We start from the raw sequence: 15,298 nt of genomic DNA, 5'->3' as shown, positions 1-15,298 counted from the left end.
AAGAGCATGTAGACCCCTTCAAGGGGTAGGCCAAAGCAGCAAAGACACTTAGCTTGAACGAAGAGAAAGCCGCGTCATTTAGGCGCAGTCGGTAACAAGCCCTTATAGGGCAAGAGCAAACCACCCGTTATACGGGTGGTTATGATTTTTATGAAGAATTTAAACATAATATTTTTATAATACGTAATTAATAATCGTTATTGACCCTAATTATTTGTTATATATATATACAGCAAGTGTTATAGTAGTTATATGTCTACATAAATATATTCTATATGGTTATAAGAGAATAACTATTAGCAATATAGAGCTGATATAAATTACAAAAAACATTCGTATATAAATTACAATTTAGGGACAGTGCTGATATGAAACTACAGCAATTACGTTATATCGTTGAAGTGGTTAATCACAACCTGAATGTCTCTTCTACGGCGGAAGGATTGTATACCTCTCAACCAGGGATCAGCAAACAGGTAAGAATGCTTGAAGATGAGCTGGGTATTCAAATATTTGCGCGCAGTGGAAAACATCTGACACACGTTACACCGGCTGGTGAGGAAATCGTCCGTATTTCACGTGAAGTCCTGTCAAAAATTGATTCGATTCGCTCAGTTGCCAGTGAACACACTTACCCTGATCGTGGGTCTTTATATATTGCGACTACACACACACAGGCAAGATATGCATTACCGCCTGTTATTAAAGGTTTTATTGAACGTTATCCTAATGTTTCCCTTCATATGCATCAGGGCTCACCAACTCAAATTGCAGAAGAGGTCTGTAAAGGGAACAGTGATTTTGCAATTGCCACCGAAGCGCTTCATCTTTATAGTGATCTCATCATGCTGCCTTGCTATCACTGGAATCGTTCGATTGTTGTCACCAAAGATCACCCATTGGCGACAAGGCAGAATGTTACCATTGAAGAGCTGGCAGAATACCCGATTGTGACCTACACCTTTGGTTTTACAGGGCGTTCTGAGCTGGATGTTGCTTTCGACCGTGCAGGGCTTAAACCTAAAATTGTATTCACCGCGACAGATGCTGATGTGATTAAGACATATGTCCGTCTGGGATTGGGAATAGGGGTTATTGCCAGTATGGCGGTAGAACCGGTTCAGGACAGTGATCTGGTTCGAATCGACATGCGTGATAAGTTCAGTTACAGCACAACTAAGATTGGTTTCCGTCGTAGCAGCTTCTTGCGTAGTTATATGTACGATTTCATCTGGCGTTTTGCTCCACATTTAACCCGTAATGTTGTGGATCAAGCGGTTGCCTTGCGATCTAATGAAGAGATTGAAGAAATGTTCAAGGATATTGAATTACCGATTATATAAAATGGTATATACACTTCGTCTTTCAAGTTGCCTCTTTGTTGGCTGCGCCCGTTCACCCCAGTCACATAGTTATCTATGCTCCTGGGGATTATCTCCCTTGCCGCCGCGACGCATCTTGAAATCCATTGTGTATAAGCGCAGTACGGGTCAGAGAAAAGCAGAGGAAAATAGCCAAGGCTATTTTCCTCTGCTTTTCTGTATCTCATGAATAAAAGCAAGCAATAAATAAACAATCTTTATAGAGTTAAAAGACTGTTTAATTATTCTCCGGTTCCGACGTTACGTATTTTCATATAATTAGCGAGTTCTTTATTGTCGGGCATTTTACTTTCCTTCAAAGCGGAAAAAACACCTCTTTGATCACCCTGATTTTTATGCTGCCCTAGTTTTTCTTTTGCATCTATTTTTGTGATGATGATTTTAAATCCGACAATTGCCTGACGTTGTTTATTGAGATATTCCTCTGGCATTAATTCCGTATTGTTCATTAACCCCGGCTCATACTTATTAACTAAATCTTCTAAAGCTGATTGAGTTTCATCGCCATTTAAAAATTTTGTGACACCGTAACAGTGAACAGCAGTATAATTCCAGGTGGGTACGGCGTGTTCAGATTCATACCATGTAGGTGAGATATAGGCATGAGGGCCGGTAAAAACGGCCAGAACAGGCTGATTTTCTAATTCTTTCCAGTGCGGGTTGGCCTTAGATATATGGCCGTATAGCGTACCATATTCTCCTTCATCGGGATTCAATACTAAGGGAAGATGTGTTCCGGCCAAAGAGGGAGAAACCAGCAATCCAAAGCTATAAGTAGAAATAAACTTAGTAATATCTTCTCTGTCCTGCATTTGCATTTTGTGAGGCGTATACATGTCTATCACTCCGATAACAATAAATTTAACTGGTTTCAGAATAACGCTGACATATTAATATAACAATCATATATGAATATATTATTCAAACCAAAATTTATAACTTTCTATTTTTAAAATTCACCGCTAAAAAAGTTATCTGATTTTTCTATTGATGCTCGTTTGTTTTTAAGAAGAAAATTTTCAAAAGCCGATTTTATTTCTGGGTCTTCCAATGCCTGATAATCAAATAGTGACACGCAGGAAGAGTAATTAAATTCAACATTGATAGTTTCATTGGAAGCGCAATTTGATGTAACTTCTGAATTTGTTCTGTCAAAATCCAGCTTAAAAAGCTTTATTTTGGGAATATATATGACTTGATTATCGTTACCGACCGCCTCAATGATGCTTGCCAGTGTGATTGTTGAATAATGGTCATCATTTTTTTTCAGCCCGAGCCTGATAGCATCCCCCTGTTTTTGCAGAAACTGTGAAAAACTCTTCATACCCGGAGAGTTAGTATTCACAACGATATCCATGATCAGCTGTAATAAATTGGTTGCGATAGAAAATCCTTTCATAACATGTTGATATGTTTGCTTTTCAATATTTCTGACGCTCATTAATGGCAGCTTTCCCATAATATCACCCCAGAACTGGACATCTGTTCTGTACTGTCGTCCACGGGTATCGGAGTATCTGATAATGTAATCAGTCGCAATAGAAGAAAGGGCTATCTGAGTTTTTTTTATATCGTCCATCTTCTTCATAACATGCGATTTATCATTGAGTTGTGAGGCAATGACAAATTGAACTAAGCCATCAGCATCGCTGAATCGATGGTCAGAGAGAGTGAAATGATCTTCAATATTATGACAGAAAAATTGTTCAGCCTGTTTTATCTGATTCAGATAATTTTCACGCTTAATAATAATTTCGTTATCCATAATTCGCCTTCCAATAGTTAATAAACAATAATATGGTTGATGATGATATTCGGGGCGCTGAATATCAGTTCCGGCCATCAATAGAACATATCTATTTTGTGGGTGTCATCACTAAAGTTTGTCAATAAGTGAGGAATTACAGCGGGTTGGCAAAATATGTGAAAGCTGAATAACAATTATCTACTAGTATGTTATGTTTAATCATATATATCCGTCGTTTTTCAAATTGAAATTCATAGGGTGTAGCTGGTCATAAATATAAAAATGGAGGAGTTATGTCGTCTAAATTGAAAACGGACTGTGCTTCAACACTTTCCATTAGCAGTGAAACTTCTGGCAGTAAGACCTACCATTATTACAGTTTACCTCTGTTATCTGAGCAACTGGGTGAAATATCCCGCCTCCCTAAGTCCCTGAAAGTTCTGCTTGAAAACCTCCTGCGTAATATTGATGGTGATTCTGTTGTTGAAGATGACCTGAAAGCGCTGGTGGCATGGCAACAAAGCGGTCATGCTGAGAGGGAAATTGCCTATCGTCCTGCCCGTGTATTAATGCAGGATTTTACCGGTGTACCCGCTGTCGTGGATCTTGCGGCAATGAGAGAGGCTGTTTTAAGGCTTGGTGGCAATGTAGATCAGGTGAATCCTTTATCACCGGTTGATCTGGTGATTGACCACTCTGTCATGGTGGATAAATTCGGCACTGAGCAGGCGTTTGAAGAGAACGTTCAGATTGAGATGGAGCGTAACTATGAACGCTATTTATTTTTACGCTGGGGGCAAAAAGCCTTCAATCGATTCCGGGTTGTTCCTCCCGGAACAGGTATTTGCCATCAGGTTAACCTTGAATATTTAGGCAAGGCGGTTTGGTATGAAAACCGTGACGGAAGGGATTTTGCCTACCCGGATACATTGGTTGGTACCGATTCTCATACCACAATGATTAACGGTCTCGGTGTGCTTGGTTGGGGCGTTGGCGGAATTGAGGCCGAAGCCGCTATGCTAGGGCAGCCAATTTCCATGCTGATCCCGGATGTGGTTGGTTTCAAACTGACAGGAAAATTACGCGAAGGGATCACCGCAACTGATCTGGTACTGACAGTTACACAGATGTTGCGTAAACATGGTGTGGTCGGCAAATTTGTTGAATTTTACGGCGATGGTTTGGCTGATTTGCCACTGGCAGATCGGGCGACAATTGCCAATATGTCGCCGGAATATGGCGCAACTTGTGGTTTCTTCCCTGTTGATGATATTACCCTGAGTTATATGCGGTTAACCGGACGCAGCGAAGATGAAATTACGCTGGTTGAGGCTTATAGCAAACAGCAGGGATTATGGCGTCATGCCGGAGATGAACCAATTTTTACCAGCAGTCTTGAGCTGGATATGTCTACGGTAGAAGCCAGTCTGGCAGGGCCAAAACGTCCTCAGGATAGAGTCGCGCTGGGTGGGGTTCCACATGCCTTTCAGTCCTCGATGGAGCTGGATATTAATAGAAAGCAGGGGCTGCAATCATCTATCCCTGTGACAGTAGATAATCAGACGTTTTCTTTGCAGGAAGGGGCGGTAGTGATTGCAGCTATTACCTCTTGTACTAATACTTCCAACCCCAGCGTATTGATGACCGCCGGCTTACTTGCTAAAAAAGCGGTTGAGAAGGGGTTACAACGGCAACCGTGGGTTAAAACGTCACTGGCACCGGGTTCTAAAGTGGTAACAGAATATCTGAACCTGGCCGGATTCATGCCTTATCTTGAAAAGTTAGGTTTTAATTTAGTGGGATACGGCTGCACCACCTGCATTGGTAACTCAGGGCCGTTACAGGATGAGATTGAGGCTGCGATTAAACAGTCTGACTTGACAGTCGGAGCCGTACTTTCCGGCAACCGAAACTTTGAAGGGCGTATTCATCCATTGGTCAAAACTAACTGGCTGGCTTCTCCGCCACTGGTCGTGGCCTATGCTCTTTCCGGTAGTATGAAGCGCGATCTGACCAGTGAACCAATTGGGCAGGATCAGCAGGGGCGTGATGTCTATCTGAAAGATATCTGGCCGAGCAGTAAGGAAGTTGCTGAAGCGGTGGAGAAAGTCAGAACCGAGATGTTCCACAAGGAATATAGTGCGGTGTTTGACGGCGATGAAAACTGGCAGGCACTGGAAGTCGAAAGTTCAGCCACTTATTCCTGGCAGCCGGATTCAACCTATATACGTCTTCCGCCTTTCTTTAGCCACATGACACAAGAACCTGAGCCGGTAACGGATATCCATCAGGCTAATATTCTTGCTATTTTGGGTGATTCAGTAACAACAGACCATATTTCTCCCGCCGGGAATATCAAGGCAGACAGTCCGGCAGGGCGATATTTACAGGAACATGGTGTTGCTCCGAAAGATTTTAACTCGTATGGTTCAAGGCGCGGAAATCACGAAGTTATGATGCGTGGAACATTTGCTAATATTCGTATTCGTAATGAAATGGTGCCCGGTATTGAAGGGGGATATACGCGCCACATCCCGTCACAAAGCCAGCTGGCTATTTATGATGCGGCTATGCGTTATCAGGAAGAGAAAAAATCGCTGGCCATTATTGCTGGTAAAGAATATGGCTCCGGTTCCAGCCGTGACTGGGCGGCGAAAGGAACCAGCTTATTGGGTGTAAGAGTGGTTATTGCGGAATCTTTTGAGCGAATTCACCGTTCCAATCTGATTGGTATGGGGGTATTACCGCTGGAGTTTCCACAAGGAATCACTCGTAAAACTCTTAACCTGACAGGGGATGAATTCATTGATATCGGCGGATTGAGTGATATCAAGCCTGGTCAGATTATTGTTGTGAAAATTACTTACCCTAATGGGGAGGTAACTCAAGTTAATGCCCATTGTCGAATTGATACCAATACAGAGCTCGCCTATTTCTATAATGGCGGCATACTGCATTATGTTATCCGCAATATGTTGAAGTAAAAATAAGCATTACTGAAATGAAAAACTGCGCCCACACCGACGCAGTTTTTATTTTCTTTTCTGTAGAAAGAAATTAGCTGGATTTGGACAGCAGATGCCCCATCAGGCGCGCTTTTGTATCAAGGTAGTAAGCGTTATTAGGGTTACGCCCTACAATAAGCGGCACACGCTCGACAATGTTAATGCCGGCTCCGACCATAATCTCCATTTTTTGCGGATTATTCGTCAGAAGACGGATAGCATGTACACCCAGTAATTTATACATGTCTGAACACAGAGTGAAATCTCGCTCATCGGCAGCGAAACCTAACTGATGGTTCGCTTCGACAGTATCAACACCTTTATCCTGCAATGCATAGGCCCGAATTTTATTCAGCAGACCAATATTGCGGCCTTCCTGGCGGTGATACAGCAGAACACCCCGACCTTCCTTGCTGATTTGTGACAGAGCAGCTTCGAGCTGAAAACCACAGTCGCACCTTAAGCTAAATAAAGCATCTCCGGTCAGGCACTCTGAATGGATACGGGATAAAACCGGCTCATCACCAGAAATGTCACCATACACAAGGGCAACATGATCGCGGCCTGTTTCTATCTCTTCAAATCCAATCATCAGAAATTCGCCCCAGGGAGTAGGCAGTTTGGCTTCAGCTACTCGTGTTAGCTGTATGTTTGTATTCATATGTTGATTTAGCTCGTTACAATGACAATATTGTGATACTCAGAACAATACCAGTTTGGAAATCAGCTAAAACTACGCAAAAATTTTCTCTGATTACAGCGCATGTACGCATCGCGAGTATAACAGAAATTATGCTTATGTCCGTAGATAAAGATATGCCGGATTTTCGGATAAAGCACAGGAGAGACTATTGCAGTTTGCAGTAATATTAACATGCTAAACTGTAAATATATTTTTGTAGACATATCCGGTGCCTTTATGCCGGTGAAAATTCATATATAGTGATACATCTAGTTATTTGTTTTATTTGGATATGCTTGTTCAACGGAAAACAGTGACGGAATTACAAGCAGCAAAGTAGAATATTGTCACAAAAAGGGTGAAATATTGGTTTAGTGCAATAAAATACTTCCTTTGCGTAGATGAGAAATGCTAATTTAGCAAGCCACTATGTCTGTTATTTGGCATATCAATCAGCAACAATCGATAACAGGAAACAATGTGAAATATTTTCTGATCTTATTACTGGCACTGGTTGTTTTTGTTATCTCAGTGACACTGGGAGCAAATAATAATCAAGTGGTAACCTTCAATTATTTGATTGCCAAAGGTGATTATTCGATATCCACTTTGCTGTCGTTTTTATTTGCTATCGGCTTTGCTCTTGGATGGGGAATTTGTGGCGGGTTTTATCTGCGCACCAACATGTCGTTAAGACGCGCAAAACGTAAAATTAAGCGCTTGGAGACCCAGTTGGAGCAGCCAGTTGAATTATCGACAAAAACTGCCTCCCAAGCCTCAGTGGTTCTGGACAAGGAATAATACTCCATGTTAGAGCTGTTGTTTCTGTTGCTTCCTATTGCTGCCGCGTATGGCTGGTATATGGGACGCAGAAGTGCTCAACAAGATAAGCAACAATCGGCAGACCGTCTGTCACGTGAATATGTTGATGGGGTTAATTTTTTACTTTCTAACCAACAGGACAAAGCAGTCGATCTGTTTCTTGATATGTTAAAAGAGGACAGTTCCGCGTTTGAAGCACATTTAACGCTGGGAAACCTGTTCCGCTCCCGTGGTGAAGTTGAAAGAGCCATCCGTATTCACCAGTCCCTCATGGAAAGTGCCTCCCTGACATTTGAACAACGTTTACTGGCTACTCAGCAGCTCGGTAGAGATTACATGGCTGCCGGGCTATATGATCGGGCAGAAAATATGTTTGTTCAGTTAATTGATGAAAAAGATTTTCGGGAGAGCGCGCTTAATTCTTTGCTGACTATCTATCAATCAACCAGTGACTGGAGCAAAGCCATCGAGGTGGCAGAAAAACTGGTCAGGCTGGGTAAACAGCAATTCCGCGAAGAAATCGCCCATTTTTATTGTGAGTTAGCTCTACAGGGAATGAGGGAAGACGGTTTCAGTGATGCTATCGGGTATTTGAATAAGGCTGCTCAGGCGAATAAAAATTGTGCCCGTGTATCGATTATGTTTGGCCGTATTTATATGGCGCAGAAAGAATATACCAAAGCAACTGAGGTGCTGAAACGAGTTCTCGAGCAGGATAAACAACTGGTTAGCGAAGTTTTGCCGATGTTGCAGGAGTGCTATAGGGATCTTGTTCAGCCGGAAGGGTGGGAGGCTTTCATCCTGCGTTGCGTGGAAGAAAATTGCGGAGCAATTGCAGAGATCCATCTGGCCGACATTATTGAGCAAAAAAAGGGCCGTGATACAGCCCAGATTTATATTAATCGGCAGTTGGAACGTCATCCGACGATGCGCCTTTTTTATCGCCTGATGGATTACCATCTGGCTGATGCAGAAGAAGGGCGGGCCAAAGAAAGTTTGCTTCTTCTGCGTAATATGGTGGGTGAACAGATCCGAACCAAACCCGATTATCGATGCCATAAGTGTGGCTTTACTTCTCGTTCACTTTATTGGCATTGTCCTTCGTGTCGTTCGTGGGACACAATTAAACCCATTCGTGGTTTAGACGGGCAGTGACAATGTCACTTTATTGGTGGCGTTTTTTATTTATAAAATTTTTATGCGCGAAATAAAATTCATTTTAAAATTAAAGGCTAAAAAATGACATCCCATACAGGTCAAGCTTTAGGTAAGCAAGTTGAATCACCGGTTGTTGTTGCGTTGGATTATGACAATCAGGATGCAGCATTGGCATTTGTTGACAAGATTGATCCTCAATCTTGTCGTCTGAAAGTGGGCAAGGAGATGTTTACATTTAATGGCCCGCAATTTGTCCGTATGTTGCACCAGCGTGGTTTTGACGTGTTTTTGGATCTCAAATTTCATGATATTCCTAACACCACAGCAAGAGCTGTAGCCGCAGCGGCAGAATTGGGCGTTTGGATGGTCAATATTCATGCCGGCGGTGGGGAAAGAATGATGACCGCTGCTAAAGAAATTTTATTACCTTATGGTAAAGATGCTCCATTATTAATCGCCGTTACTGTCCTGACCAGCATGGATCAGTCTGATTTGTTAGGCACCGGGATTGATGTGACACCCGCTCAGCACGCTGAACGTCTGGCGAAACTGACTAAACAGTGTGGTCTGGATGGTGTGGTTTGTTCAGCTCATGAAGCACAACAACTGAAAGCAGCATGTGGTCAGGAATTCAAACTGGTTACACCGGGTATTCGTCCTGAAGGTTCAGATGCCGGGGATCAACGCCGTATTATGACACCACCACAGGCAATTCAGGCCGGTGTGGATTATATGGTGATCGGGCGTCCGATTACCCGAGCTGAAAATCCAGCATTGGCATTGCAGCAAATTAATGAATCAATCGGGATTGTTCATGGATAATAACTCACGTCTGGTTTATTCAACAGATAGCGGCCGCATTCAGGAAGAAAAAACTCCACCGGCTCGTCCTAAAGGTGATGGGATTGTGCGTATCCAACGCCAGACCAGTGGACGTAAAGGTAAAGGCGTTTGTGTTATCACAGGAATCGATGCTGATGATCAAACCATTGCTAAGCTAGCCGCGGAATTGAAGAAAAAATGTGGCTGCGGTGGTTCAGTTAAAGATGGTGAAATTGAAATTCAGGGTGATAAGCGCGATTTACTAAAACAGTTATTGGAAGCGAAAGGCATGAAAGTCAAATTGGCTGGTGGCTGATTTAGCTTTTCATCTCACTTTATCAATCTTCACAAGCTATGCAATATAACAGACTTATGGCATAGCTTGTGTTCATGATTCCCGTTACAGAATCTTATTCAGCCTGAATTATTATACGAGCCGCTTCTGCTAAGACATCGGGGCGGGCTTTAGCATTTTTATCACCGGGTTGAGTGAAATAAGTCACCAACACCAGTGGTGCTCGGTTTCCTGACGGCCAGATTACGGCAATATCGTTGGTTGAGCCATAATCACAGCGACCGGTTTTATCCCCGACAATCCAGTCTTTCGGTACTCCGGCGCGAATACTGGCATTCCCTGTAGTATTTCCTTTCAGCCATTCCACCAGTTGCGTACGTTGATTTGTTGCGAGGAAATCACCTAAAGCTAGTTTATATAGGCTTTCTGCCATTGCTTGAGGTGTTGAAGTATCACGCTCATCACCCGGCTGAACCAGATTTAATTCCGGTTCTTTACGATCCAGCCGAAACATCATGTCACCGAGAGTTCGGGCAAATGTTGTCACCCTTTCAGGGCTACCTAACTGGTTAATGATCAGGTTCATGGCGGTATTATCACTGTATTGTAAAGTTGCTGCACTTAGCTCCGCCAGTGTCTTACCCGTTTCAATATATTTTCCAGTAATCGGACTGTATTCAACTAGATCAGACTGTTTGTAGTTCACTCTTTGCTTTAGCAAATTTTCATCTGTTTCGCTTTTTTTCAGCAGAGCAGAAACTGCCATAAATTTACTGGTGCTACATAATGGAAAACGCTCATTTGCGCGATAGCCGATGGTTGAATTGTCTGCGCTATTGATTAAGACCACGCCAAGATGCCCATTGGCACTTTGTTCCAAAGCAGTGAGCTGATTAATTATTTGCTTTTGCTGAACGTTACCGAAAGATGCCTGAGAAGGAAAAATTATCAGGGTACTCAGCAAAGGTAAGAGGGTTACAGCACCATGTATAAATTTGGGTATGAATTTAGAGATGATTTGTTGTGTAGGGAATTTCATATGAAATTAAACGATGATTTAAGTTTTGTTATGAAACTGCCGCCTATAATAGCGGCAGTGTGTTTATGTTCTGGAAATCCCCGTTTTATTGGGCATAGTCTATTATGTTGATCCTGTGTTAACTAACAGGACGCGCCACGATATTACGGGTTTCCATTCTGACTTCTTCAAGGCGCACATCGATAATATCGTTCAGGCGATAAACTGCTTCGCCTTTAATCAGGACAGAACCGGTTTCCTGACTGCATTGAAGCTCATCACGAACGGAATGCAGGAATGGCCCCGGAACGAAAGCAATTGCACCATTGTCGACCAAACGAACACGCAGGCCACCACGAGTGATATCAATAATCTCAGCAGCAAAGATTTTATCTGTGCCAGCATAAGGTTTGAGATAACGGGCATAGAGCCAGTCACCAACATCGCGTTCGGCCATACGGTTTGCGCGTCGACGTTCGGATAGCTGTAAACAGATCTCTTCAGCCGGTTTCTCTGCCTCAGTGTGTTGAATAACAGCTTTCAGCAAACGATGATTGATAATATCGCTGTACTTACGGATAGGGGACGTCCATGTGGCGTATGCGTCAAAACCTAACCCAAAGTGTGGACCCGGTTCAGTTTTAATTTCCGCAAAGGTCTGGAAGCGGCGGATACGACTATCAAGGAACTGAGTCGGTTGCTTATCCAGCTCACGGCGTAATTCACAAAATCCTTCCAGCCCAATAAGTGCTTCCGGGCAGGTTTCAATACTGTGTTCTTTGAGTACGTCAACAACCTGTTCAATCTGTGTTGGCTCAAAGCCGGTGTGAACGTTATAAATACCAAAGCCTAACTTATCGCGCAGGACTTTCGCAGCACAAAGGTTAGCTGCAATCATTGCTTCTTCAACAATGCGGTTTGCAGAACGGCGTTGTTCAGTGACAATATCAGTGACATTCCCGCCTTCATCCAGAATAAACCTGTAATCAGGGCGATCTTTAAACACCAGAGCGTGCTGTTGACGCCAGTTATTACGGCGTTCACACATCTCTTTCAACAGTGTGATTTGTTCAGTGACAGCATCTGAACTCGGTTTCCAGCCTTCCTTACCTTCCAGCCAATCAGAAATCTCGTCATAAACCAGTTTGAATTTCGATTCGACCCAAGCGGCAAAGAATTGAATATCATCACCCAATTGCCCGTCTTCCAGAATAGAAACCTGACAAACCAGAGCAGGGCGGCGGGCATTCGGACGAAGAGAACACAAATCATCAGAAAGTTCGCGGGGCAGCATTGGAATATTGAAGCCCGGCAGATAGTTGGTAAAGCTGCGTTGATAAGCGATTGTGTCAAGATCGCTGCCCGCCTTGATATAGGCTGTCGGGTCGGCAATAGCAATAGACAGTTTCAGGCTGCCATCATCATTTTTGACAATATGCAATGCGTCATCCATATCTTCAGTTGTTGCACTGTCGATTGTGACGAAATTAAGGGAGGTCAGGTCGATACGCTCAAGAGAATCATCATCCAACTGGCAATCTGCCATTGATGGTGCTTCACGTTCCAGACTGTGGCGAGTAAGAGTAACCCACCACGGAGCGAAGTGATCATCACCACGAGTAATATAGCCGGTTATTTCAGCATGAAACCCGCGATCACCTTTCAATGGATGACGGCGCATTTCAGCAACTGCCCAGTCACCTTGTTCAAAATTATGAGTGACCTGACTGGATGGTCGGCATGGAATAGAGTCTTTTAATAACGGATGGTCGGGAATAATCCACAGTCGGTTGTCGTTTTCTTTTTTCTGAACACGGCCAACAAAACGGGTCAGGAAAGGTTCAATGAGTTCTTCTGGTTCAGCGACTTCTTTTTCTTTATCGGTATGAATAGCAGCACTGACTCGATCGCCGTGCATCACTTTTTTCATATAAGGAGGAGGAATAAAGTAACTTTTTTGACCATCGACTTCCAGAAAGCCGAAGCCTTTTTCTGTTCCTTTGACTAAACCTTCTACGCGCAAGGTTTGAGAATGTAGTTGCTGTTTTAGCTGAGCAAGCAGCGGATTGTTTTGAAACATAATAATCAGGAGAGTTGTGGAGTTATTATCGATAATTTAGGTAATAGTTTTACGCGAATCGAGGGTATCGGGCAAGTAACATCTTATCAAAACACGAAAAAGTACCTAGTGAGAGTAATATTTATACAGCTCACGGATGATCATGCAGTAACAATAATAATATAAGATAAGGTGCTGAATATTCACTCAAAGGTTAGCGCTGAATTTAATATCTGATGAATATAGTTGTTTATTTAAATATTTTATTAGCTTTAATTAAATATTGTTAATTAAACATTTATAAACGTTATTTGACTAGATTATGTTGTTGTGTAAATTCATGGTTGATAATACACGAAGGTGTTTTTTCTTTTTCATCATAACTGAAGTCCTTTTTATCACTCCTGGTTTAATTTATCTTTTTGATTTTTATGTTTATTGTTTATTGTCTGTGCTTTTGGCTAACCTATTTTTCTTTAGGTATATAAGAGGCTCATAGCGATATTTACGCTATTAAAATAAATATAGCATTTAAATTGGTGACTATTAAAAAAGAGATAGGCATGGATAATTTTCAATTTTATTATCAGTGGGAATTGGATTACCTACAGCAAATTGAAAAATTAGCCAGTAAAGAAAAACCACATTTAGCAGAAAATTTTAATGGATGTGATCCTGATATTGAACGGCTGAATCAGGGTTTTTCTGTGTTAATGGCTCGTTTACATCAAAAAGTAGATGATACTTTTCCTGAAATTACTTTGCCTCTGCTACAACAATTAAAAGCATTACCTGTTAAAGGAATTCCAGCAACCAGTGTTGTTCAGTTTAGTGCAATGGAAGGAATTAAATCCGCCGATATATTACGGCGTGGATCAGAAATTTCATCAAATACAGGGGTAACTTTTGTTACAGGCAGAGAGTGCAATATTGAGCCTCTGATGCTGGTCGCTCGGGAGATGAGTTGTCAGGAGGAAACCAGCAGTATTACCCTGACTTTCCAATATACAGGCGGGGATGATTACTGGCCCATCAGCCCCATTAATCTGTTTCTCAGCCCTGATGAGACAGTAGCCGATGCTTTGATGCTTGCTCTGTGCCGCAACTTACGGGGTGCGATACTAAACCATAACGGATTGAGTTATTCGGCTGAACCCTTTTGGTTTGAACCTTTGTCGGGAATTTCACGCCTGATTTTACCAGCTCCCGCGTTAACAGCAGGGAACTGGGCACCTCAGATGTTAATAGAATCACTTTACCTGCCACATGTTCACCATTTTCTGACGTTATCGCTACCCACAGTCATGCGTAATCGGTTGTCCATGACCGAAAACCGACAATTCAGCATCACATTAAAGCTCAATGAAGCCTTGTTTCTTACTGAGGCCCAACTGGCCGATGCTTTTCATCTCCATTGTGTACCTGTAGTAAATCTAGAACGTGAATTGAAAATCACCCTTCCTTTTGCGCCGGATACCGCTCGTTACCCATTGCCTTTGCCATCAGAGCAGGGGATTTTACGCATTACTGAGCTTCAGCTAAAAGATGAGCCAGGTAAGGAGCGGGGAAAACGAATCCAATTTTTACCTATAAGCCAGTTCACGCATTTCTTTCGCGGCGCAGATGAAAAAACCTGGTTTTATGCGTTGGATATTACCCGTGATGCGTTCGAGCGTCTGGAATATGCACTGGTGTTTTATGACAACAATGCTTGCCTGATGGAACAGCCACCAGAGCAGGAATTCACCTGCCGCTTAACGACGTTTAATACTGCTTTGCCGAGTTTGGGGGGAGGGGATATCTGTTTAACGGAAGAGGATATTCCTGACGGGTTGCAGGCCAGAAATCTGACGCCTGCTTCTTGCGCCTATCCTCCCGTGACAGATTGTTCCCGTTACTGGGGAATATTGTCACACCATGCTGCCAACGGGTTCTGGCTGAATTCGGTATCTGCCCTTAAACAACTGCTGTTGGATTATGATTTTTATGCTGATTTGGATCGCAATACGCACCGCGAAATTCGACGAATGACGGCAGGTATTGTGGAGATCCGGTCTACACCCGGTGACTGGCTTATCCGGGGTGTGCCTCATCGTTGTGTCCATGTTGAGCTAATACTGGATGAATCAGCTTATATCAGTCAGGGAGAACTATTCCGGTTCGCTAACGCTCTCTACCAATTCTTACCATTTTGCCTTAGCGAAGATATGCGCATACGTATGACGATTATCTGGCAGAGCTCCAATATTCGATGGCTGCTATCACCTTGCCCGCTGCAAGGATATCGTCCAATTATGTAAGGAGATAC

At 42.8% G+C, this 15,298-nt stretch carries 12 protein-coding genes; 7 read left to right on the top strand and 5 right to left on the bottom strand.

What is annotated here, in order from left to right; translation table 11 throughout:
* Window positions 1-368: 368 nt before the first annotated feature.
* Window positions 369-1,343 carry an HTH-type transcriptional regulator CysB gene (gene cysB / locus AACS92_RS13495; RefSeq protein WP_099111480.1) on the top strand — a complete coding sequence of 325 codons (975 nt, stop codon included), beginning with the start codon at window positions 369-371 and terminating at the stop codon, window positions 1,341-1,343.
* A 260-nt stretch (window positions 1,344-1,603) separates the two neighbouring features.
* Here cysB and AACS92_RS13490 read toward each other — a convergent pair whose 3' ends face one another.
* Together AACS92_RS13490 and AACS92_RS13485 are read right to left on the bottom strand one after the other, a co-directional pair.
* A complete protein-coding gene (locus AACS92_RS13490; protein ID WP_099111479.1) occupies window positions 1,604-2,218 on the bottom strand; it encodes an FMN-binding negative transcriptional regulator in 615 nt (204 codons plus the stop codon).
* Window positions 2,219-2,331: 113 nt separating this feature from the next.
* Window positions 2,332-3,147, bottom strand: coding sequence for a hypothetical protein (locus tag AACS92_RS13485; RefSeq protein WP_099111478.1), 816 nt, complete (start codon window positions 3,145-3,147; stop codon window positions 2,332-2,334).
* Between the two features lie 275 nt (window positions 3,148-3,422).
* Here AACS92_RS13485 and acnA point away from each other — a divergent pair, with 275 nt between their 5' ends.
* Complete coding sequence (acnA, locus tag AACS92_RS13480; RefSeq protein ID WP_099111477.1) at window positions 3,423-6,113, top strand: aconitate hydratase AcnA; 2,691 nt, start codon at window positions 3,423-3,425, stop codon at window positions 6,111-6,113.
* Between the two features lie 73 nt (window positions 6,114-6,186).
* Here the strand turns inward: acnA and ribA are convergent, their stop codons facing one another.
* Window positions 6,187-6,783, bottom strand: a complete 597-nt coding sequence (ribA, locus tag AACS92_RS13475; protein ID WP_169926679.1) for a GTP cyclohydrolase II — start codon at window positions 6,781-6,783, stop codon at window positions 6,187-6,189.
* Between the two features lie 513 nt (window positions 6,784-7,296).
* On the opposite strand from ribA, the gene AACS92_RS13470 reads away from it, so the two are divergent.
* From AACS92_RS13470 to yciH, 4 genes are all read left to right on the top strand, one after another.
* Window positions 7,297-7,617 (top strand): LapA family protein, encoded by a 321-nt coding sequence (locus tag AACS92_RS13470; RefSeq protein WP_099111484.1) that lies wholly within the window; start codon window positions 7,297-7,299, stop codon window positions 7,615-7,617.
* A gap of 6 nt (window positions 7,618-7,623) precedes the next feature.
* Window positions 7,624-8,793, top strand: coding sequence for a lipopolysaccharide assembly protein LapB (gene lapB / locus AACS92_RS13465; RefSeq protein ID WP_099111475.1), 1,170 nt, complete (start codon window positions 7,624-7,626; stop codon window positions 8,791-8,793).
* Between the two features lie 84 nt (window positions 8,794-8,877).
* Window positions 8,878-9,618 carry an orotidine-5'-phosphate decarboxylase gene (pyrF, locus tag AACS92_RS13460; RefSeq protein WP_099111474.1) on the top strand — a complete coding sequence of 247 codons (741 nt, stop codon included), beginning with the start codon at window positions 8,878-8,880 and terminating at the stop codon, window positions 9,616-9,618.
* Entirely contained in the window at window positions 9,611-9,934 is a 324-nt protein-coding gene (yciH, locus tag AACS92_RS13455) for a stress response translation initiation inhibitor YciH (RefSeq protein WP_099111473.1), read from the top strand. The genes pyrF and yciH overlap by 8 nt, the downstream gene beginning before the upstream one ends.
* 94 nt (window positions 9,935-10,028) lie before the next feature.
* On the opposite strand, the gene bla is transcribed toward yciH, so the two are convergent.
* Both bla and AACS92_RS13445 read right to left on the bottom strand, forming a co-directional pair.
* A complete protein-coding gene (bla, locus tag AACS92_RS13450) occupies window positions 10,029-10,931 on the bottom strand; it encodes a class A beta-lactamase (protein WP_369800401.1) in 903 nt (300 codons plus the stop codon).
* Window positions 10,932-11,070: 139 nt separating this feature from the next.
* Window positions 11,071-13,011 (bottom strand): exoribonuclease II, encoded by a 1,941-nt coding sequence (locus tag AACS92_RS13445; protein WP_099111471.1) that lies wholly within the window; start codon window positions 13,009-13,011, stop codon window positions 11,071-11,073.
* 542 nt (window positions 13,012-13,553) lie between these two features.
* On the opposite strand from AACS92_RS13445, the gene AACS92_RS13440 reads away from it, so the two are divergent.
* Window positions 13,554-15,290 carry a type VI secretion system baseplate subunit TssF gene (locus AACS92_RS13440; RefSeq protein ID WP_099111470.1) on the top strand — a complete coding sequence of 579 codons (1,737 nt, stop codon included), beginning with the start codon at window positions 13,554-13,556 and terminating at the stop codon, window positions 15,288-15,290.
* Window positions 15,291-15,298 lie beyond the last annotated feature (8 nt).

Source organism: Xenorhabdus sp. KJ12.1, from assembly GCF_963876495.1.
GTDB classification, from domain to species: domain Bacteria; phylum Pseudomonadota; class Gammaproteobacteria; order Enterobacterales; family Enterobacteriaceae; genus Xenorhabdus; species Xenorhabdus stockiae.
Note: the sequence above shows the minus strand (reverse complement) of the source record. Positions and strands in the feature narration are given on the sequence as shown.